Annotated in this window: 19 protein-coding genes; 13 read left to right on the forward strand and 6 right to left on the reverse strand. The window is 74.1% G+C overall.

Going from position 1 to position 18,625, the window contains the following annotated elements; genetic code table 11:
• The first annotated feature begins 74 nt into the window (after positions 1-74).
• The 5 genes from OG373_RS40275 to OG373_RS40295 all read left to right on the forward strand — a co-directional run bounded on the left by OG373_RS40275 (position 75) and on the right by OG373_RS40295 (position 6,249).
• The gene (locus OG373_RS40275) at positions 75-962 is read left to right on the forward strand and encodes a BTAD domain-containing putative transcriptional regulator (protein ID WP_405435190.1); all 888 of its coding nucleotides are present in this window, start codon (positions 75-77) and stop codon (positions 960-962) included.
• Positions 963-1,088: 126 nt separating this feature from the next.
• Positions 1,089-1,763 (forward strand): ScbR family autoregulator-binding transcription factor, encoded by a 675-nt coding sequence (locus OG373_RS40280; protein WP_397738508.1) that lies wholly within the window; start codon positions 1,089-1,091, stop codon positions 1,761-1,763.
• A 1,307-nt stretch (positions 1,764-3,070) separates the two neighbouring features.
• Complete coding sequence (locus tag OG373_RS40285) at positions 3,071-4,369, forward strand: helix-turn-helix domain-containing protein (protein WP_405443881.1); 1,299 nt, start codon at positions 3,071-3,073, stop codon at positions 4,367-4,369.
• Positions 4,370-4,435: 66 nt separating this feature from the next.
• Positions 4,436-5,467, forward strand: a complete 1,032-nt coding sequence (locus tag OG373_RS40290) for an SRPBCC family protein (protein WP_405435188.1) — start codon at positions 4,436-4,438, stop codon at positions 5,465-5,467.
• A gap of 20 nt (positions 5,468-5,487) precedes the next feature.
• Positions 5,488-6,249, forward strand: coding sequence for a hypothetical protein (locus tag OG373_RS40295; protein WP_405435187.1), 762 nt, complete (start codon positions 5,488-5,490; stop codon positions 6,247-6,249).
• 51 nt (positions 6,250-6,300) lie between these two features.
• Here OG373_RS40295 and OG373_RS40300 read toward each other — a convergent pair whose 3' ends face one another.
• Positions 6,301-7,122 (reverse strand): BTAD domain-containing putative transcriptional regulator, encoded by an 822-nt coding sequence (locus OG373_RS40300; protein WP_405435186.1) that lies wholly within the window; start codon positions 7,120-7,122, stop codon positions 6,301-6,303.
• A 138-nt stretch (positions 7,123-7,260) separates the two neighbouring features.
• Positions 7,261-7,449 carry a hypothetical protein gene (locus tag OG373_RS40305; protein ID WP_405435185.1) on the reverse strand — a complete coding sequence of 63 codons (189 nt, stop codon included), beginning with the start codon at positions 7,447-7,449 and terminating at the stop codon, positions 7,261-7,263.
• 342 nt (positions 7,450-7,791) lie between these two features.
• Here OG373_RS40305 and OG373_RS40310 point away from each other — a divergent pair, with 342 nt between their 5' ends.
• From OG373_RS40310 to OG373_RS40325, 4 genes are all read left to right on the forward strand, one after another.
• Positions 7,792-9,105: an aminotransferase class V-fold PLP-dependent enzyme gene (locus OG373_RS40310; RefSeq protein WP_405435184.1), complete on the forward strand. Its 1,314-nt coding sequence runs from the start codon at positions 7,792-7,794 to the stop codon at positions 9,103-9,105.
• Positions 9,106-9,134: 29 nt separating this feature from the next.
• Positions 9,135-10,709: an acyl-CoA carboxylase subunit beta gene (locus tag OG373_RS40315; RefSeq protein WP_405435183.1), complete on the forward strand. Its 1,575-nt coding sequence runs from the start codon at positions 9,135-9,137 to the stop codon at positions 10,707-10,709.
• Positions 10,706-10,945 (forward strand): acyl-CoA carboxylase epsilon subunit, encoded by a 240-nt coding sequence (locus OG373_RS40320; RefSeq protein WP_405435182.1) that lies wholly within the window; start codon positions 10,706-10,708, stop codon positions 10,943-10,945. The genes OG373_RS40315 and OG373_RS40320 overlap by 4 nt, the downstream gene beginning before the upstream one ends.
• A 133-nt stretch (positions 10,946-11,078) precedes the next feature.
• Positions 11,079-11,885, forward strand: coding sequence for an SDR family NAD(P)-dependent oxidoreductase (locus tag OG373_RS40325; protein ID WP_405435181.1), 807 nt, complete (start codon positions 11,079-11,081; stop codon positions 11,883-11,885).
• A 115-nt stretch (positions 11,886-12,000) separates the two neighbouring features.
• Here OG373_RS40325 and OG373_RS40330 read toward each other — a convergent pair whose 3' ends face one another.
• A complete protein-coding gene (locus tag OG373_RS40330; protein WP_405435180.1) occupies positions 12,001-12,993 on the reverse strand; it encodes an AMP-binding protein in 993 nt (330 codons plus the stop codon).
• Between the two features lie 346 nt (positions 12,994-13,339).
• Between OG373_RS40330 and OG373_RS40335 the strand changes: the two genes are divergently transcribed.
• The 4 genes from OG373_RS40335 to OG373_RS40350 all read left to right on the forward strand — a co-directional run bounded on the left by OG373_RS40335 (position 13,340) and on the right by OG373_RS40350 (position 16,523).
• Positions 13,340-14,167, forward strand: coding sequence for an NmrA family NAD(P)-binding protein (locus OG373_RS40335; RefSeq protein ID WP_405435179.1), 828 nt, complete (start codon positions 13,340-13,342; stop codon positions 14,165-14,167).
• A 108-nt stretch (positions 14,168-14,275) separates the two neighbouring features.
• Positions 14,276-14,911: a hemerythrin domain-containing protein gene (locus OG373_RS40340; RefSeq protein ID WP_405435178.1), complete on the forward strand. Its 636-nt coding sequence runs from the start codon at positions 14,276-14,278 to the stop codon at positions 14,909-14,911.
• Positions 14,908-15,402: a DUF1772 domain-containing protein gene (locus tag OG373_RS40345; protein ID WP_405435177.1), complete on the forward strand. Its 495-nt coding sequence runs from the start codon at positions 14,908-14,910 to the stop codon at positions 15,400-15,402. The genes OG373_RS40340 and OG373_RS40345 overlap by 4 nt, the downstream gene beginning before the upstream one ends.
• Positions 15,403-15,527: 125 nt before the next feature.
• On the forward strand, positions 15,528-16,523 hold the full coding sequence (locus tag OG373_RS40350; RefSeq protein WP_397738534.1) for an AraC family transcriptional regulator: 996 nt from the start codon (positions 15,528-15,530) through the stop codon (positions 16,521-16,523).
• A gap of 15 nt (positions 16,524-16,538) precedes the next feature.
• On the opposite strand, the gene OG373_RS40355 is transcribed toward OG373_RS40350, so the two are convergent.
• The 3 genes from OG373_RS40355 to OG373_RS40365 are packed head-to-tail and all read right to left on the reverse strand — an operon-like array spanning position 16,539 to position 18,537.
• A complete protein-coding gene (locus OG373_RS40355; RefSeq protein WP_405435176.1) occupies positions 16,539-17,234 on the reverse strand; it encodes a 4'-phosphopantetheinyl transferase in 696 nt (231 codons plus the stop codon).
• A complete protein-coding gene (locus tag OG373_RS40360) occupies positions 17,231-18,061 on the reverse strand; it encodes an alpha/beta fold hydrolase (protein ID WP_405435175.1) in 831 nt (276 codons plus the stop codon). Before OG373_RS40360 ends, OG373_RS40355 begins: the two co-directional genes overlap by 4 nt.
• Before the next feature lie 2 nt (positions 18,062-18,063).
• Entirely contained in the window at positions 18,064-18,537 is a 474-nt protein-coding gene (locus OG373_RS40365; protein WP_405435174.1) for an SRPBCC family protein, read from the reverse strand.
• Between the last annotated feature and the right edge of the window lie 88 nt (positions 18,538-18,625).

An 18,625-nucleotide genomic window follows, 5' to 3' on the forward strand; every position in this document is an offset into this window, starting at 1 on the left:
ACCGGTTTGATATTGACAAACCGCCGGTCCTGTTTTCTACTGGCTGTACTCATCCAAGGACAGGGGAGTACGGCGTGGACATCGATGTACTGGGCGCGTTGGCCGTGCGGGAGAACGGGATCTCCATCACGCCGACCGCCCCCAAGCCCCGGCAGGTCCTGGCCCTCCTGGCCCTCCATGCCGATCAGGTGGTACCCGTATCGGCACTGATAGAGGAACTGTGGGCGGGCGAACCGCCGCGCAGTGCCCGCACCACACTCCAGACCTACGTCCTGCAGTTACGCGCCCTCATCGCCGGCGCCCTCGAACGGGGCACCGGCACCGGCAACGAAGCCGGCACCGGCACCGGCCCGGCCCCGGGCACGGCCCCGGGTGCGGGTGCGGCGGTACGGACCGCCAAGGACATCCTGGTCACCCTGCCCGGCGGATACCTCCTCAGCAGCGGCGGCGGAACCCTCGACGTCCGCGAGTTCGACCGCCTCGCCGGCACCGGCTACCGCGCCATGGACGCCGGCGACTTCCCCGGCGCCGCCCGCCTCCTGCGCGAGGCCCTCGCCCTGTGGTCCGGACCCGCCTTCGCCGACGTACAGGGCGGAATCCAGCTCGACATGGAGACCCGCCGGCTCGAGGAGACCCGGCTGTGCGCCCTGGACCAGCGGATCGAGGCCGACCTGCGACTGGGACGCCACCGCGAACTCCTCGCCGAGCTGACCGTCCTGGTCACCCGCTACCGCACCCACGAGAACCTCCACGGCCAGTTCATGCTCGCCCTGCACCGCTCCGGCCGCCGCGGCGAGGCCCTGGACGTCTACCAGCGGCTGCGCGCCACCCTCGTGCGCGAACTCGGACTGGAGCCGTCCGTGGCCCTGCGCCGCCTGCAGCGCTCGATCCTGATGGCCGGGCCCGAAAACCCGGCCGAGACCCACGCGGAGCCCGGCGGCGAACGGCTCGTACGGGTCTGACGCCCACCCGCCCCCGCACGGGGCGGCGAGGCACGGCACGGCACGGCCCGGCCCGGCCGCCGGACACGGAAAGAGCGCCGACGGCCGGGAGTCCGCGACTCTGACGGGGCGAGAGGAGACGACTCGGTGCAGGAGAGGTCGGAACGGACCCGCAGGCGGCTGGTCCACGCCGGGGCCGAGATGTTCCACCGCAATGGCTACGCCCACGCGACACTCGGCGAGATCGCAGCCGCGGCCGGGGTCACCAAAGGAGCCCTGTACTTCCACTTCGCCTCCAAGGACGAACTCGCCGAAGCCGTCCAGCAACGCGGCTGCGCCCTGCTGCACGACGCCGTGCGCACCCTGCGCCAGGACGGCGTCTCACCACTGCAGGCCCTGATCGACATCACCCACTGGCTGGCCTGGACCCTCCACGAGGAACCGGCGATCCCCGCCAGCTTCCGCATCACCAAGGAATGCGGCGGGCCCGCCCCCCGCGGACCCGCCGGAGCCAGGCCCGTCGTCGTCGACTTCCACGGCGCATGGATCTCGGCCGTCTCCACCCTGCTGCGCCTCGCCCGCGACGCGGGCGAACTCCCCGCGGCGGGCCGCCGCTGGGAGAGCGCCCAGGCCCTGGTCGCGGCCGCCGCCTGCGGCATCGAGACCATGTCCGCCACCGGCATGTCCTACGCCGAACTCCAGGGCAAGGTCGCAGCCCTGTGGGCCCTGCTGCTGCCCAGCCTCGTCGCCGTCGGACGCGAACACGAATACCAGACCGAGGCCGAGTTCACCGGAGCACAGGCCGTACGCATCGGCTGGTGAGCCACACCGCAGCCGGACCACCACCCCGCCCGCACCGCACGTCCGGGGACCGCAAGCCCGTGAACACACCCGTCCCGGGCCCGCCCGGCGCCGAGGCCGACGCAGATCCGTCGCCCCCGCCACCCGCAAGCCCCGACACGCCCTCGCCCACCTCGCCCACCTCGCCCTCCGCCCCGGGCGGCCGCTGCCGGTGACCACCCCCTATGGAGGACATCCGGGGAACCACCCCTGCCCGCCCCCCCCGGCGCACCGACCCCCCTGCAGCCGCCCCGGCCGACGCGGCCGTCCGCCCCGGACCCGCTCCCGGGGTGAACACCCTCGTCCGCACACCGTTCCGACCTGCACCCTCCCGCTCCGCCGCCGCCCGGGCACCCGCCATGGCCGCGCCGCCCCGACGGCGGCCGCCCACTGCGGACACCCCCGAAACCGTGGACGCCCACGCCTACGAGTGCCTGCCCGCCCGCAGCCGCAGCATCCGCCGGCAGGGCCCCGTACCGGTCGACGTACGGGCCGGACCGGCCCCGCGGACCCGGGCGCTGCGCATGGAGGGGAAGCCGCCCGGCACCGCGGCACACCGCATCGGCACGGGGATCCGCGACGGGGACACCCCCCGACTCCCCGCCGGACCAGGCCGTCTCTTCCGGACCCTGCCGGGCCCGCGACGCCCGCGCCGCACCCGGCCGCGTTGCCGGGGCGCCCGAATGCGTCCGGCGTCCAGTACACGGACACCCATCCCCGCCCTGCCGGGCACGGCGCCGGACGCCGCCGACAGGATCCGGAAGAGACACCCCCGGCCCGGTCCGCCCGGTCCGTGCGGCGGCGCACCCGCCGGGAGACCGAACCCTGCACCCGGCGCCGTAACCGGCCCACCGTGACGGCCCGTTGACCCGGCCCCGGCCCCGGCCCCGCACGGGGGCCGGGGCCGGGTCACCGCTTCGGCCAGCCGATGTCGTCGTCCGGCCGCTCCCGCCGCGACGTGCCGCCGCAGCGGAGGCCGGCCGCCGGGGCCGCGGTGTGTGCTGCGGGCGTCGAGGACGCGCGGGATGCGCACACCGAAGGCCTCATCGTCGACTCCAAGGCGCTGGACACGGGAGGAACAGGGCGCCGGCCGCAGCGGCGGCCGGAATTCTGGAGAGTCTGCCTCGGCCGGGTCGAGGACCGCTCGAGAACCGCAGGAGACCGGCACGAAACCCGGACGAGAGCGGCCCCGAACCCGTGGCAAAGGTTTGCCCGCCCGTTGCCGCGGACCCTACGCTCGGTGCCGGTTCCCGACAGATTCCTTGCCCGCGACCCCAAGGACGCCGCCCATGCTGCGACAGCCCGCTTTCGGACACCGCCTGAAGAAGCTCCGGCTGGCCCAGGGCCTGTCGCAGACGGCGCTGGCCGGCGAGGGCATGTCCACCGGCTACCTCTCCCGCCTGGAATCCGGCGCACGCCAGCCCACCGACCGGGCCGTCGGCTACCTCGCCGGCCGACTGGGCCTCACGAGCACCGACTTCGAGGAACCCGCCACCGGCTCCCTGGCCCACGCCCTCACCCTCGCCTCCTCCACCGGCTCCCCGGACGCCGTCGTCGCCCTGCGCCGGGCCCTGGCCGCCGAGGCCCACGAAAGCCCCGTACTGCGCTGGCAGGCCCTGTGGCTCCTCGCCCGCGCCGCCCGCGTCCAGGGCGACCACACCGCCGAACGCGACTGCCTCACCCGGCTCGTCGCCCTCGGCGACGAAGTCGACGTCAGCGAACTGCGCGTACGCGGCCTGACCCGCCTCGCCCGCTGCCTGCGCTCCATCGGCGAGATCACCCCCGCCGCGGACGCCGCCGTCGAGGCCCACCGCATCGCCCTGCACGAGAACCTCGGCGTGGAGGACCGCGCCACCGCCCTGCTGGCCCTCGTCTCCGTCCAGGCCGAGGCCGGCCGCACCGGCGAGGCCCGCGTCCACGCCGACGAACTGACCGCCCTCGTCCGGGGCCGCTCGGACGCCCTGTTCGCCGAGGCCATGTGGACCGCCGCCGCCGTCCGCATGCGCCAGGGCGACTACCCCGGCGCCCAGGCCTGCCTGCAGGACGCCCTCGAACGGTTCGGCAGCCAGGAGGACCTCATCCTGTGGATCCGGCTGCGCCTGGCCGCCGGCCGGCTCCACCTGCAGAAGATGCCCGCCGACCCCGCCCGCGCACAGCGCCGCGCCCAGGAGGCCGAAGCCGCCCTCGCCCTGGTCGGCACCCCCGCCCTGCGCCAGGACCTCACCGCCCTGAAAGCCGACCTCGCCTTCGCCACCGGCCGCTACGACGACGCCCGCGCCCTGCTCGGCGAACTCGCCGCCGACCGGCCCAGGATGACCTACCGCGGCCAGGTCCGCCTGGAGATCCTGCGCCACCAGCTCCTGATCCTCGCCGGCGACCCCACCGGCGTCCAGGGACTGCGCACCCTGGCCCAACAGGCCCAGGAGGACGCCAACATCGACCTCGCCGCCGAGATCTGGCGCGTCCTGGCCGACGCCCTCACCCCCACCGCCCCCGCCCCCGCCCCCGCCCCCCCCCCCGCCCCCGCCCCCGCCCCCGCCCCGGCCACCGCCCCGGCCCCGGCCCCGGCCCCGGCCGCCGGGGGTTGAGGAAGCCTCGAGTCCCCTCGGGCAGGCTGGGCGCACCCGCACACACGATCAGGGGAGGTGCCCGGCATGCCGTCGCAGCGCGTCCGCACGAGCGAGCACACGGCACGGATCGCCGCCCCCGCCGGCGTGGTCTACGGACTGATCGCCGACGCCGTGCGCTGGCCCCTCCTGCTGCCCACCCCCGTCCACGTCGAGCGCATCGACTTCGACGGCCTCCACGAACGCCTGCGGCTGTGGGACCTCGACGGCGAACAGGTCCGCTCCTTCCACCTGCACCGCATCCTGCACCCCGGCACACGGACCGTCGAGTTCGAGCAGGAGGACACCGCCCGCCCCGGCCTGCCCACCACCGGCGCCTGGACGGTCGAGGCCCACGGCGACACCCACTGCCTGGTGACACTGCGCCAGGACCGCACCCCGGAACGGCACCCCGCCGCCGACACCGCGCACACCCGCCGGCTGTGGCAGACGGAACCGGCCGACCGGCTCACCCACCTGAGCGCGATCGCCGAACGCTGGGAGCACCTGGACCAGCTCCTGCTGTCCTTCGAGGACAGCCTCCACCTGGAGGGTCCCGCCGAGCTCGTCTACGACTTCCTCCACCGCATCGAGGACTGGCCCGAACGCCTCCCGCACGTGGACGCCGCCGACGTGCACGAGGACGTCCCCGGCGTACAGATCGCCGCCCTAGACACCTGCGCCCCCGACGGCCGCACCCGGGCCACCCGCACCGCCCGCCTGTGCTTCCCCTCCGCCGCCCGGATCGTCTTCAAGGAACTCCGCACCCCCCACCCGATCGCCGCCCGCACCGGCGCATGGTCCCTGACCCCGGACGGGGACGGCGTACGGGTCGTCTGCGCCCAGCAGGTCCTGCTCCACGACCCCCGCGACCCCCGCGACCGGCGCACCCCCCAGGCCCCGCAGGCCCCGCACGCCCCGCACGCCCCGCAGGCCGCGTACGACCCGCAGGGTCCGGGCGCGCCGGGCGGGCTCGCCGAGACCCGCCGCGAGGTACGGACCTGGCTGGGCCGCGCGAGCACCGAGACGCTGCGCCTGGCCGGATGGCGGGCCCGGACCGCCGTGCGCCGCCTGCGATGAGCACGGGAAGGAGACCGTCGATGGCACCGGCCCGCCCCGCCGGGGGCGCCCCCCGCGCACCGCTGTACCTCCAGGGCCCCGAGGGCCTGGAGGGCCCCTGGGACGAGGCGGGGGAGCGGCTGGAGGACACCGGCCGCGCGGTCGTCTGCACCACCTGGGGACAGTGGCTGACCGCCGTCCTCCTCGACCCGGGCCTGCGCCCGCTGCTCGGGGAGGACTGGCCGCGTTTTCGCGGGACGCCGTCCGCGGCCGGGCGCCTGCGGTTCGCCGTGTCGCGCTACGTGATGAAGTACGCCGCCGCCACCGCCCTGGACGTGCCCGTGCACACCGTGGAACTGGGCCGCGGGCCCGGCGGGCGCCTCCTGGTACGGGGGCCCGGCGCGGGCGTGGAGATCGCCCTGGCACACACCGGCGAGCTGATCGTGGTCGGCGTCAGCCGCACCGGGCGGATCGCCGTGCACGCACACCCCGCCGACCTGGACCTGCGGTCCCCGCTGCTGCGCGGCCGGGTGCCGGCGCGGGAGAGCGCCGTCCTGGACGCGCTCCCCGAGGACGAACGCCGCACACGGCTGCTGCGACTGCTGACCCTGCGGACGGCCCGTACCGGGGCGGCGCACGACGGGCCGGTACAGGACGGGCAGGTACAGGACGGGCAGGTGCGGGACGGGGCGGTGTTCGCGCCGGAGGAGTTCGCGCCGGAGGCGGCGGGGGAGTGGAGTTTCGCCGCGCACCTCGTCCAGGACCGCTACCTGGTCGGCGAGGCGCACGGGCCGCGCCGCTGACCGCCCCCCGACCGGCCCGGCTCCGCTCCCGGTCCGGTGACGGGAGCGCTCTCAGGCGGCGAACAGGTCGAACGTGGAGGTGTGCCGCGGTCCGGCGATCACGTCGAGCTGCGGGTCGACGGCCAGCATGGCCTGGTGCAGGCGCTGCAGTTGGGGCGAGGGCTCCACGCCGAGGTCCTCGATCAGGCGGGCCCGCAGCCTGCGGTACACGTCCAGGGCGGTGGCCTGCCGCCCCGACCGGTACAGGGCCACCATCACCTGCGAGTGGAGTCCCTCGTGCTGGGGGTGACGGGCGGTCAGGTCGGTGAGTTCGGCGATGAGTTCGGAGTGCCGGCCGAGCCTCAGGTCGGCGTCGATCCGCCGCTCCACGGCCACCAGGCGGCTCTCCTCCAGGCGCAGCACCTCGATGTCGAGGATCGGGCCGACCCGTACGTCGACCAGTGCGGGCCCCCGCCACAGCTGGAGCGCGGCCCGCAGGCGGTCGGCGCAGGTCCGGTCGTCGCCCTGCTCGAAGGCGCTGTGGCCCTCGCGGGCGAGACGTTCGTAGTCGTGCACGTCGACGCTCTCGTCGGGCACCTGGAGCAGGTAGCCGCCGTGCCGGGTGGCCAGGACGTCCTTGGCGCCGCCGGGGGCGTCGGGGCCCATCGCGGTGCCCAGGCGTCGGCGCAGCTGGAGGATGTACGTCTGCAGGGTGGTCAGCGCGCTCTGCGGCGGCTGGGTTCCCCAGATCTCCTCCATGAGAGTGGGCACGGGTATCACGCGTCCGGGATACAGCGAGAGCAGCGACAGCACCTGTCTCGGCTTTCCCGCGGACGGAACGATGGATCCCCCGTTGACCTCGGCACTCAACGGACCCAGAACCTGAATCCTCACGGTCTCCCCTCCGTACTCGTCGAGTTCCCCGGCGTTTTTCTGCCACCGGTGGCGGAGGTACTGCCCCCGTGTCGCGCACGCTAGCCGCGGTGGATGTTTTCCATCCCTTTCCTCCAGCGGCTTTCGAGCCGTCTTCGGTTACGGCCAGTCGATCAGGGCGACGGCCGGGCCGGCGGCCGGACCCGGCCGGACGGGCCGGTCGATCGGGTCGGCCGAGGCCGGGGCGACGGGCCAGTCGATCGGGTCCCCCTGGGCGGCTCCGCCCGCGGTGAGCACGGCGGCGCAGACCAGAGCGGCGGTGGCGGCGACGCGGGCGATGTTCCTCATGACGACTCCTCTGTGGCAATTGTTTGATTCTTCTTGGCAACTCTTCTGCCAAGAAGCTTGGCAACGCCCGCTCGGGACTCGCTCGGAAATCACTGGAGACGCAGTGGAGGAACTCCCGGGAACCGCCCCGACCTGCACGGAGAACCGCGAAAGGGCGACGGGGCGGATCGTTGCCGGGAATTGCCCGGGGGGAGGAACTAGAGCCTCGCCGGAGCGGCCGCATCCCCGCATTGCCAAAACTGCCAACCACTGGGCAATGTATTGCCAAGCCTATTGGCAATACATTGCTGGGGGAGGGTCGTTGACGTCCGGCGGCCCCGACAGCGGGGGGAGGCCCCTGAAATGAACGCGCCGACGCACCACGGGCAACGAACGGCCCACCTGAACACCGCCGGCACCGGCCGGATGCCCGACGCCGTGCACGCCGTACTCGCCCGCTGCACCGCCCTCGACGACCGCTACGGGCCGGCCGCACTGCGCGAAAGGCCCGGCGGCAGGACGCACCCGGGCCTGCACGCACGCCTCGCCGCCCTGCTCGGCGTCCGCTCCGGCCGCACCGTCCTGACCACCGGCGCCGCACAGGCCTTCGAGGCATTCGCGCGCACCACCGTCCTGGGCCCCCGCGACCGGATCTGGACCACACCCCACGAGGGCATCGCCAACCTGACCGCCCTGCACGCCCTGCGCGAGCGCACCCGCTGCCGACTGGAGGTCGTCCCGCTGCGCCCGGACGGGGACCTCGACCTGGACTGGATGCGCACCCACCTCGACGAGGACGTCGCCCTGGTCTCCGCCGTCCACCTCTCCGCGGCCTGCGGAACCGTCAACCCCGTCGAGGACATCGGCCGGCTGCTGGCCCCCCACCGGGCCCGCTACACCCTCGACGCCTCCCACTCCGTCGGCCTGCTCCCCGTCGACGCCGCGCGCATCGGCTGCCAGCTGCTCACCGCGGACGGCTGGAGGTTCCTGCGCGGCCCGCAGGACATCGGATTCGCCCACCTCGCCCCCGACCCCCGGACCGACCCCCGGACCGACCCGCACGACGACCCGCACGACGACCCGCACGGCGGCCCGCACGGCGGCCCGTACGGCGGCCCGGCGGAGGGCCTGGCGGAGGGAGCCGTGCGGGCCCCCGCCCCGGCCGCCGTCGCCGCGCTGGGCGCCGCCCTCGACCACCACACGGCCGCCGCCCGCCGCCCGCACCAGGACCTCCTGCCCCTGCTGCGCGCCGCCGTGCGCGACACCCCGGGCATGGAACTGCTCGCCGCGGGCCGCCGGCAGGCCGGCGTCCTGGCCTTCCGGCACGCCGAGATCCCCGCCGCGGCCATCCGCCGCGGCCTGGCCCGCCGCGGGGTCGTCCTGGCGAAGACCGTCGCGCACGAGCACCCCCTGCACCCGGCCGGCCGCATCACCGCTCCCGCACTGCGCGCCTGCGTCCACCACGACAACACCCCCCAGGACATCGACCGGCTGCGCCGGGCCCTCACCGAGGTCCTGCGGGAGGAACACGCCGCCGCCGTCCCCGTCCCCGCCCGCGCCGCGCTCGCCGCCGCCGGACCGGCCACGGCGGCCGATCCCGGGCCGCCGCCGTCCCCGTACCGCACCGCCCGCCCCGCCCGCCGCCGCGGCCACCTCACGCTGCACCGGGCGAACTGAAACCCGCCACCGCCTCCTGGAGGAGCCACATGACCATCACCGACGCGCCACCCGTACCGGCCCCCGACCGCACGGCCGAACTCGCCGCCCTCAAGGCCCACGCAGTGGCCGGCCCCGACGAACGGGCCACCGAACGCCAGCACGCCAAGGGCAAACTCACCGCCCGCGAGCGGATCGGCCTGCTCCTGGACGAAGGGTCCTTCCACGAGATCGAAGCCCTGCGCAGGCACCGCGCCACCGGCTTCGGCCTGGAGAACAAGAAGCCCTACACCGACGGCGTGGTCACCGGCTGGGGAACCGTGGACGGGCGCACCGTCTTCGTCTTCGCCCACGACTTCCGCATCTTCGGCGGCGCACTCGGCGAGGCCCACGCCGAGAAGATCCACAAGGTGATGGACCTGGCGCTGGCCGCCGGCGCACCCCTGGTCTCCCTCAACGACGGCGCCGGCGCCCGTATCCAGGAAGGCGTCTCCGCGCTGGCCGGCTACGGCGGCATCTTCCAGCGCAACACCCGCGCCTCCGGCGTCATCCCGCAGATCAGCGTGATGCTCGGCCCCTGCGCCGGCGGCGCCGCCTACTCCCCGGCCCTGACCGACTTCGTGTTCATGGTCCGCGACACCTCGCAGATGTTCATCACCGGCCCCGACGTCGTCCGCGCCGTGACCGGCGAGGAGATCACCCAGAACGGCCTCGGCGGCGCCGACGTCCACGCCACGGTCTCCGGCGTCGCCGCCTTCGCCCACGAGGACGAACCCACCTGCCTGGAGGACGTACGCCACCTCCTGTCGCTGCTGCCCGCCAACAACCGCGAGACACCGCCGCGCGAACCCACCGGCGATCCGGCCGCACGCCGCACCGACGCCCTCGGCACCATCGTCCCCGCCAACCCGCAGCAGGCCTACGACATCCGCAGGGTCATCGAGGAAGTCGTCGACGACGGCGACTACTTCGAGGTCCACCCCGCCTGGGCCACCAACGTCGTGTGCGCGCTCGCCCGGATCGACGGACACGTCACCGCCTTCGTCGCCAACCAGCCCGCCAGCCTCGCCGGGGTCCTCGACATCCACGCCAGCGAAAAAGCCGCCCGCTTCGTACAGTTCTGCGACGCCTTCAACATCCCCCTGGTCACCCTCGTCGACGTCCCCGGCTTCCTGCCCGGCGTCGACCAGGAACACGGCGGCATCATCCGCCACGGCGCCAAACTCCTCTACGCCTACTGCAACGCCACCGTCCCGCGGATCTCCCTGGTCCTGCGCAAGGCCTACGGCGGCGCCTACATCGTCATGGACTCCCGCTCCATCGGCGCCGACCTCGCCCTGGCCTGGCCCACCAACGAGATCGCCGTCATGGGCGCCGAGGGCGCCGCCAACGTCATCTTCCGCCGCGAGATCGCCGCCGCGGCCGACCCCGACGCCATGCGCCGGCAGAAGATCAAGGAGTACACGACCGAGCTCATGCACCCCTACTACGCCGCCGAACGCGGCCTGGTCGACGACGTCATCGACCCGGGGGAGACCCGATCGGTCCTCGCCGGAGCCCTCGCCATGCTCCGCCCCAAGTACGCCGACCTGCCGTCGCGCAAGCACGGCAACCCGCCCGTATGACCGCCCGCGAAGCGGCCGGCCCCGACACGCCGCAGCCGCAGACCTGGCGGATCCACCGCGGCCACCCCGACGAGGACGAGACCGCCGCCGTCCTCGCCGTCCTGACGGCCCTGCTCGCGGGCCGCGCCGCACCCCCCGAACCGGCCCCGCCGCCCACCGTCCCCGCCGCCTGGGACCACCCGCACCCCGCCCGCCCCGCCCGCCCCCGCCGCGCCGGCAGCTGGCGGCCCCACTGAACCCGCCCCCCCACCCGCACCGCCGCCCCCACCGGGTCCGCCGCCCCGACGCCGCCTCCATCCCCCTTCCGCCGCGCCACGAGTTCCCTGCGACACGCTGCACACAGCAGAGGCGAGTGACGGAGGGACGAGCATGACGGTGAAGGCGATGGACAAGGCCCCCGAGCGGCCCGTGGCCCTGGTCACCGGGGCCACCAGCGGCATCGGACTGGCCGTCGCCCGGGACCTGGGCGCCCGCGGGCACCGCGTGTTCGTCTGCGCCCGCACCGAGGTCAAGGTCAAGCAGACCGTCGCCGACCTCCAGGCCGAAGGACTCAGCGTCCAGGGCGCGGCCGCCGACGTACGCGACCGGTCCGCCGTCCGGGACCTGGTCGCCGCGGCCGTCGCCGCCTACGGCGCGCCCGTCAGCATCCTGGTCAACAACGCGGGCCGCAGCGGCGGCGGCGCCACCGCCGGTATCACCGACGAACTGTGGCACGACGTCATCGACACCAACCTCAACAGCGTCTTCCTCCTCACCCGCGAGGTCCTCAACAGCGGCGGACTCGGCGCCGAACCCTGGGGCCGCATCATCAACATCGCCTCCACCGCCGGCAAGCAGGGAGTACTCCTCGGCGCCCCCTACTCCGCCTCCAAACACGCCGTCGTCGGCTTCACCAAGGCCCTGGGCAAGGAACTCGCGCCGACCGGCACCACCGTCAACGCGGTCTGCCCCGGCTACGTGGAGACCCCCATGGCCGCCCGGGTCCGCACCGGCTACGCCCAGGTGTGGGACACCACCGAGGAGTACGTCCAGGAGCAGCTCGAGTCGAAGATCCCCCTCGGCCGCTACTCCACCCCCCAGGAGGTCGCCGGCCTCGTCGGCTACCTGACCACCGACCTGGCCGCATCCATCACCGCCCAGGCCCTCAACGTGTGCGGCGGACTGGGCAACTTCTGACCCACCGCCCACCCCACCCCACCCGGCTCCGCTCCGTCCCGCGCGCGGACCCCGCACACGGCAGGGCCCCCGACGGTCACCCGCCGGGGGCCCTGCCACAGGTGCGCAGGCCGCCTCACAGCACCTTCGGCGACCTCGACACGTCCCAGGCGAGGGCCTGCGGGGCGATCCGGGCGGACCGCCAGGCGGCCAGCGCCGCAGCGTCCACCGGCTCGTCCGACAGCAGGACGTGCCGCAGCGCCGGCAGCACCGTCCCGCGGGCCGCACGGCTCAGCCGTGCGAACCCCGACGGCAGCTGCGTCACCACCGTCACCTCCTCGCGCGCCAGCAGCCGGGCGAACGCCCGGGCGTCGCCCGCCGTGTCCCCGTCCACGACCACCGCACGGCCGCCCGACAGCAGCGGACCCCACATCTCCCGCATGCCCAGATCCAGGCTCAGGGAGTGCAGGCACGTCCACACGTCGTCCACGGTCGCCCCCAGCATCGGGACACAACTGTCCACCCACGACAGCACATCCGCGTGGGCGACGGGCCGGACCGCCAGCGCCCGCCCCGGATCACCGCCCGCCGGCAGCGCCATGAACGCCGTCCCCGGCGGCACTTCGCGGCGCACCGCCAGCGGCGGCCGCACCGCGATGACGAACCCGCCCGTCTTGACCACCGGGATCTCACCGCCCAGCAGCCCGCAGTCCGAGACGACCACCCACACGCCCGCATCGCGCATCAAGAACTCCTGCAGGCCCGCACTGTGCCCCGGCTCCAGCGGCAGCACCGCCGCACCCGCCCGCAGCACACCGACCACCGCGCCCGCCCTCGTGCACGAGCGCCGGGCCCGCACCGCCACGGCCGAACCCGGGCCCGCACGCCCCGACAGCCGCCGCGCGATGTCGTCCGCCAGCCACTCCAGTTCCAGATAGGTCGCCTCCGCCTGCGCGTCCCGGGCGGCGACACGGCCCGGATGGCGGGCGGCCGAAGCCGCGAAACGGATGTCGATGCGGTCCCGGCGCGCCGGCCGCCCGCCGGACGGATCGAGCCCGACCCGTCCGAGCAGACCGGCCAGATCGGCGGACAACCGGTCGAGCTCCGGATGATCCGGAGTGGCGTTCATGCGGCCTCCCAGCAGCGGGGTCGAATCAACACGGCAGATGCTGCCCGCCGCGACATGAGAACCGCTCGACTCCCGCCGCACACCACCGGCCGGCCCACCCCGCCCAGGACCCCGCCCAGGACCCCCCGAGGACCGCTCGAGACATGCTCGAAGAAGCCTCCACAACACGTCCAGAACCACTCGGGACGCCCTGGCCCGCCCCCCGCCCGCATGCCTACGATTCTCGCGCTCATGCCGAAGCCGCCCGCTCACCGTCGCGCCCCGGGCCACCACCCGTAGACGCACGCATATGGAACTGAGCTTTGCGGCTATGGCCCGTCTCGCGAGACTGGACTTGACTGTACTCATGACTCAGAACGCGCAGAACACGCAGATCACCCTCGTCATCGGCGGTCACGGCAAGACCGGCCGACGCGTCGCCGAGAAGCTCACCGCCCAGGGCCGCCAGGTCCGCATCGGCTCCCGCAGCGGAACCCCCGCCTTCGACTGGCACGAGCCCGCCACCTGGGTACCGGCGCTCGAAGGCGTCGACCGCGTTTACGTGACCTACTACCCCGACCTCGCCTTCCCCGGCGCCGCCGAACAGGTCGCCGAATTCTCCAAGGTCGCCGTCGCCCACGGCGCCCGCCGCCTGGTGCTCCTGTCCGGCCGCGGCGAGGAGGCCGCGGAGGTCAGCGAGAACAACCTCAAGGCCTCCGGCGCCGACTGGACCATCGTCCGCTCGAGCTGGTTCAACCAGAACTTCAACGAGAGCTTCTTCCTGGAGCCCGTCCTGGCCGGCGAGATCGCCCTGCCGACCGGCGACGCCGTCGAGGCCTTCGTCGACGCCGACGACATCGCCGACGTCGTCGTCGCCGCCCTGACCGACGACAAGCACATCGGCAAGACCTACGAACTGTCCGGCCCGCGCCTGCTCAGCTACAGCGACGTCGCCGCCGAACTCTCCAAGGCCACCGGCCGCGACATCAAGTACATCTCCGTCACCAACGAGGAGTACCGCGCCGTCCTGCGCGAGAACAACCTCCCCGAGGAGTTCGCCGACCTCTTCACCATGATCCTCGACGGCCGCAACGCCCACCTCGTGCACGGCGTCGAAGAAGCCCTCGGCCGCAAGCCCAAGGACTTCGCCGACTTCGCCCGCGAAGCCGCGGCCACCGGAGTCTGGAACGTCTGACCCCACCCGCCGCGCACCGCTCACCACCGGCTCCATCCCTTTCGCTCCTTGACCGGGCGGCGACTCTGGTACGGCCGCCGCCCGGTACTCGGGGCACAGGAGGTTCCCATGCCCACGCCCCGGACGTACTCCAGCGAACACGGACTCGACACCCTCCCCCCGTACTTCCACGGATTCGCCCTGATGCACATCGCCATGCGACGCGACGCAGCCCGCCTGCGCGCCGCCGCCCCGGCGTGGAACGGCGCCGGAACCCACTGGTGGCAGCAGCTGCGCGAGACCATCGAATGGCACCACACCAGCGAGGACGACGTCCTGTGGCCCGGACTGCGCCGCCGCGACGCCGACTTCGACGCCCAGGCCCGCGAACTCCACGAGGACCACGAGGAACTCGACGCCGCCATGACCGCCGTCGCCACCGCCGTCGCCCACCGCGGCGACGGCCTCGTCCGCGCCGCCCGGACCTTCGAAGGCGTCCTGCGCGACCACCTCCGCGACGAGGAACGCATCGTCTTCCCCGTCTTCGAACGCCTCGGCGAACGCGCCTACCTGGCCGAGGAACGCAAAGTCGTCTCCAGCGCACCCCTGCGCGTCATGACCCACCTCCAGCCCTGGATGTTCGACGGCGCCCCCCACCGCTCCGTCGCCCACGTCGCCGCGACCATCCCGCCACCGGTCCGCCTGATCGGCTCCACACTCCTGCACCGCCGCTACACCCGCACCCTGAAGGGGATCCTGAAGTGACCGGCACGACCACACAATCCGTGACCCTGGTGGCCGCGACGGTGGGCACCGGCCTGATGGCCGGCCTCTACTTCGCCTTCGACATCTCGGTGATGCCCGGCCTCGGCCGCGGCGACGACCAGACGTACGTCACCGCCATGCGCAACATCAACGACGCCATCGACAACGGCCTGTTCGGCCTGCTCTTCCTCGGCGCGTTCCTCGCCACCGGCATCGCCGCCACCCAGCAGCAGCGCGGCGGCCGCCCCGACGCCGCCCGCTGGGGCTGGCTCGCCTTCGCCCTCTACGGACTGTCACTGGCCGTCACCGCCCTCGTCAACATCCCCCTCAACAACCAGCTCGCACGCACCGGCGCCGACGCCGCGGCCGCCCGCACCCGCTTCGGCGGCCGCTGGACCACAGGCAACCTCGTGCGCACCGTGGCCTGCACGGCGGCCCTCGCCGCCCTGGGCCGCGCACTGACCCTGCACGGCCGCGCCTCGGCCGCCTAGAACCCGCCCACCACCCCACCACCCCGCCACCGGCCCGCCCCCCCACCCCGCGAACGGCGCCCGCTCTCTTTCCGTCCCCCGCGGGAGAGCGGGCGCTTCGCCACGCCGTCCGAGAGGATGAGGACATGGACACGCTCACCGGCCTGCTGGAAGGCCCCAAAGCCCGCGGAGCCTTCCTCCTCAAATCCGTCCTCAACCCGCCCTGGTCCCTGCGCGTCGAGGACCGGGCCCCCCTCTCCGTCGTCACCATGGTCCACGGCGACGCCTGGCTCCTGCCCGACCACGCCACCCCCGTCCTGATCCGCCCCGGAGACGTCGCCGTCGTACGCGGCCCCGACCCGTACACCGTCGCCGACGCCCCCGACACCCCCGTCCAGATCACCGTCGGCCCCGAACAGCGGTGCAACACCCAGGAGGGCGAGGACGTCACCGACACCATGGCCCTGGGCGTACGCACCTGGGGCGAGGCCTTCCAGGACGACGGCTCCGCCATCATGCTCAGCGGCACCTACCAGGCACCCAGCGAGATCGGCCGCCGCCTGCTGACCGCCCTGCCCACCATCCTCGTCCGCCCCGCCGAAGCCGCCGACAACACCCTGGTCACCCTGCTCACCTCGGAAATCTCCAAGGACGAACCCGGCCAGGAAATCGTCCTGGACCGCCTCCTGGACCTGCTGCTCATCGGCGTCCTGCGGACCTGGCTGGCCGCCCCCGGCAGCGGCGCCCCCGCCTGGTACCGCGCACAGAGCGACCCCGTCGTCGGCCCCGCACTGCGGCTGCTCCACGAGAACCCCTTCCACGGCTGGACCGTGGAGGAACTCGCCCTCAAGGTCGGCGTCTCGCGGGCCTCCCTGGCCCGCCGGTTCACCGACGTCGTCGGCGAGCCCCCGGTGGCCTACCTGACCGGCTGGCGCCTCGCCCTCGCCGCCGACCTGCTGCGCGAACCGGACGCCACCGTCACGAACGTCGCCCGCCGCGTCGGCTACAGCTCGGCCTTCGCCCTCTCCACCGCCTTCAAAAGGGTCCGCGGCATCAGCCCCCAGGAATTCCGCAACGGCGCCGCCCACACCAGCGCACCCCGCCCCGCACACCCCGCCCGCACCGTCGTACTCGCCCCCTGAACAACAACCCGCCGCTCAGGCCCGGCCCGATCCGAAAGACACGGCCCGGGCGGCCGGCACGAGCGCCGGCACCCCCCGCGCCACCGCCGTCAGCACCAGACCCCGCCCGGCCAGCCAGCGACCCTCGTACACCGGGTCCACCGGCGACGGCACCGGCGGCCGCAGCACGGCCGTGAACGTACCCGCGGGGGACAGGACCAGGCTCGCGTCCCGGAAACCCAGCCAGATCCCGGCCGCCGGATACCAGGCCTTGTACGCCGCCTCCTTCGCGGAGAACAACACGCGCTCCCACGGCACCGAGGCATCGGCGGCGGCCAGAGCGGCCAGATGGGCGCGCTCGCCGGGCGAGGTGATCAGCCCGAGCACCCCCGGCGGGAGCGGACCTGCCGGCTCCGCATCGATGCCCAGAGCCGCCACCACCCCCGCCGGCGCGGCCACCGCCCCCCGGTACCCCTCGCAGTGGGTGATGCTCCCGACCACACCGGACGGCCACTGCGGGGCCCCGCCCGGGCCCGGCAGCAGGGCCACCGGCCGCACCCCGAGGCCGGCCAGAGCCCGCCGGGCACACGCCCGCGCGGTCGCGAACTGAAGCCGCCGCCGCTCCCGGCGGCCTTCCATCAACGCCGCCTCGGCCGGGAAAAGCGGAGCGGGCGCCGCGTCGTCGAAGGCTTCCGAAGACGTGACGCCCGAAGGCAGGAGTTCCTCGATCATCGCGAGGCGAGCTCCATCGCCGCGGACACCGCCAGCAGCGGCCGCTCCAGCGGCAGCATGTGCCCCGCGTCCGGGACCCGTTCGAAACGGGCGCCCGGAATCACCTCGGCCAGGGTCCGCGCCAGCTCGATGTCGATCACCTTGTCGGCCTCCCCGTGCAGGACCACCGCCGCCACCGTGACACCCTTCAGCGCCTCACGGACGTCCCAGCCGCGGGTACAGCGGAAGAACTCCGCCCGCACCCGGGGCACCGCCGCCGCGAACAGCTGCCGGTTCACCTCCCGCACCACCGGATCCACGTCCCTGCCCATGGTGGAACCGAGCAGCCTGCGGCCCAGCCACGGCCGGCGCAGCGCCGCGGAGAAGACGGGACTGCCCATCATCTTCACCTCGCTGTCCGGGGTGTCCTGCCCGTGCCCCGCCGTGCCCAGCAGCACCAGCCCGCGCAGCCGGCCCGCCGACGGCGACGTCGCCGCGTACGAGAGCGCCGCGAACCCGCCGCCCGAATGCCCCACGACCACCGCCTCCCGCGCGTCCGTCTCACCCAGGACCGCCGCCAGGTCCGCGGCCAGCCGCTCCACCGAGACCGGCGTGCGGCCCAGCGTGGACGCACCGTGCCCGCGCTGGTCGTAGGACACCACCCGGTGCCCGGCCCGGATCAGCCGGTCCGCGACCGTGCCCCACACCCGGCGGGTGTGCGCCCAGCCGTGCACCAGGACCACGTCCGCACCCGCCGGCGCGCCAGCCAGCGGGGCCAGCACGGTGACCTCCAGAGCCGCCCCGTCGTCGGTACGGACCGTCAGCTCACGCGAGCGATGCGCCGCCACGCTCACCGCGGCACCGCCGACAGCTGCCGGTCCAGGGACTCGAACGCGGCGAGCGTGCCCCTGGAATGCTCCACGCCCAGGTCCGCGACCTTCGCCAACACCTTCAGCCAGCCGTGCGGACTGCCGGTGAAGTGCATGGAGATACGGGTACGGCCGTCCGCCAGCGGCTCCAGGCGGAAGCTGCTCGGACCCCGGAAGACCCCGTCCACGTACTCGATGTCCAGCCGGCGCCCCCGCTCCACCGCCACCGTGCGCGAGGTGAAGCGCAGCTTCAGCCCGCCGTTGTCGGAGCCCTTGGTGTGCACCGTCACGCCCACCATGCCACCGACCTCGTCCGGGGCGCCGGAGACCGCCGTGAACGTATTGGCCGGCACCCACCACTTGCGGGCCCCGCGGAACTCCGCGACGAGCGCCTCCCAGACGGCATCCGCCGGGGCGTCGATCACCGCCTCGTCGATCAGGTCGTACGTCGTCATGCCGAAGCCTCCACTGCATACGGGAAAACAAGGAAGCGGCGGGGGCGGGGTCCCTCTCCCCGCCCCCGCCGCCGGGACTTCACGACCG

Origin of the sequence: Streptomyces avidinii (genome assembly GCF_045161815.1) — a bacterium.
Classification (GTDB): Bacteria; Actinomycetota; Actinomycetes; order Streptomycetales; family Streptomycetaceae; genus Streptomyces; species Streptomyces avidinii.

Bases quoted from the DNA above. Each gene is read 5' to 3' on its own strand.
- OG373_RS40285 (WP_405443881.1), top strand. From the start codon at position 3,071: ATGCTGCGACAGCCCGCTTTCGGACACCGCCTGAAGAAGCTCCGGCTG.
- OG373_RS40290 (WP_405435188.1), top strand. From the start codon at position 4,436: ATGCCGTCGCAGCGCGTCCGCACGAGCGAGCACACGGCACGGATCGCC.
- OG373_RS40295 (WP_405435187.1), top strand. From the start codon at position 5,488: ATGGCACCGGCCCGCCCCGCCGGGGGCGCCCCCCGCGCACCGCTGTAC.
- OG373_RS40305 (WP_405435185.1), bottom strand. From the start codon at position 7,449: ATGAGGAACATCGCCCGCGTCGCCGCCACCGCCGCTCTGGTCTGCGCC.
- OG373_RS40310 (WP_405435184.1), top strand. From the start codon at position 7,792: ATGAACGCGCCGACGCACCACGGGCAACGAACGGCCCACCTGAACACC.
- OG373_RS40315 (WP_405435183.1), top strand. From the start codon at position 9,135: ATGACCATCACCGACGCGCCACCCGTACCGGCCCCCGACCGCACGGCC.
- OG373_RS40320 (WP_405435182.1), top strand. From the start codon at position 10,706: ATGACCGCCCGCGAAGCGGCCGGCCCCGACACGCCGCAGCCGCAGACC.
- OG373_RS40325 (WP_405435181.1), top strand. From the start codon at position 11,079: ATGACGGTGAAGGCGATGGACAAGGCCCCCGAGCGGCCCGTGGCCCTG.
- OG373_RS40330 (WP_405435180.1), bottom strand. From the start codon at position 12,993: ATGAACGCCACTCCGGATCATCCGGAGCTCGACCGGTTGTCCGCCGAT.
- OG373_RS40335 (WP_405435179.1), top strand. From the start codon at position 13,340: ATGACTCAGAACGCGCAGAACACGCAGATCACCCTCGTCATCGGCGGT.
- OG373_RS40340 (WP_405435178.1), top strand. From the start codon at position 14,276: ATGCCCACGCCCCGGACGTACTCCAGCGAACACGGACTCGACACCCTC.
- OG373_RS40350 (WP_397738534.1), top strand. From the start codon at position 15,528: ATGGACACGCTCACCGGCCTGCTGGAAGGCCCCAAAGCCCGCGGAGCC.
- OG373_RS40355 (WP_405435176.1), bottom strand. From the start codon at position 17,234: ATGATCGAGGAACTCCTGCCTTCGGGCGTCACGTCTTCGGAAGCCTTC.
- OG373_RS40365 (WP_405435174.1), bottom strand. From the start codon at position 18,537: ATGACGACGTACGACCTGATCGACGAGGCGGTGATCGACGCCCCGGCG.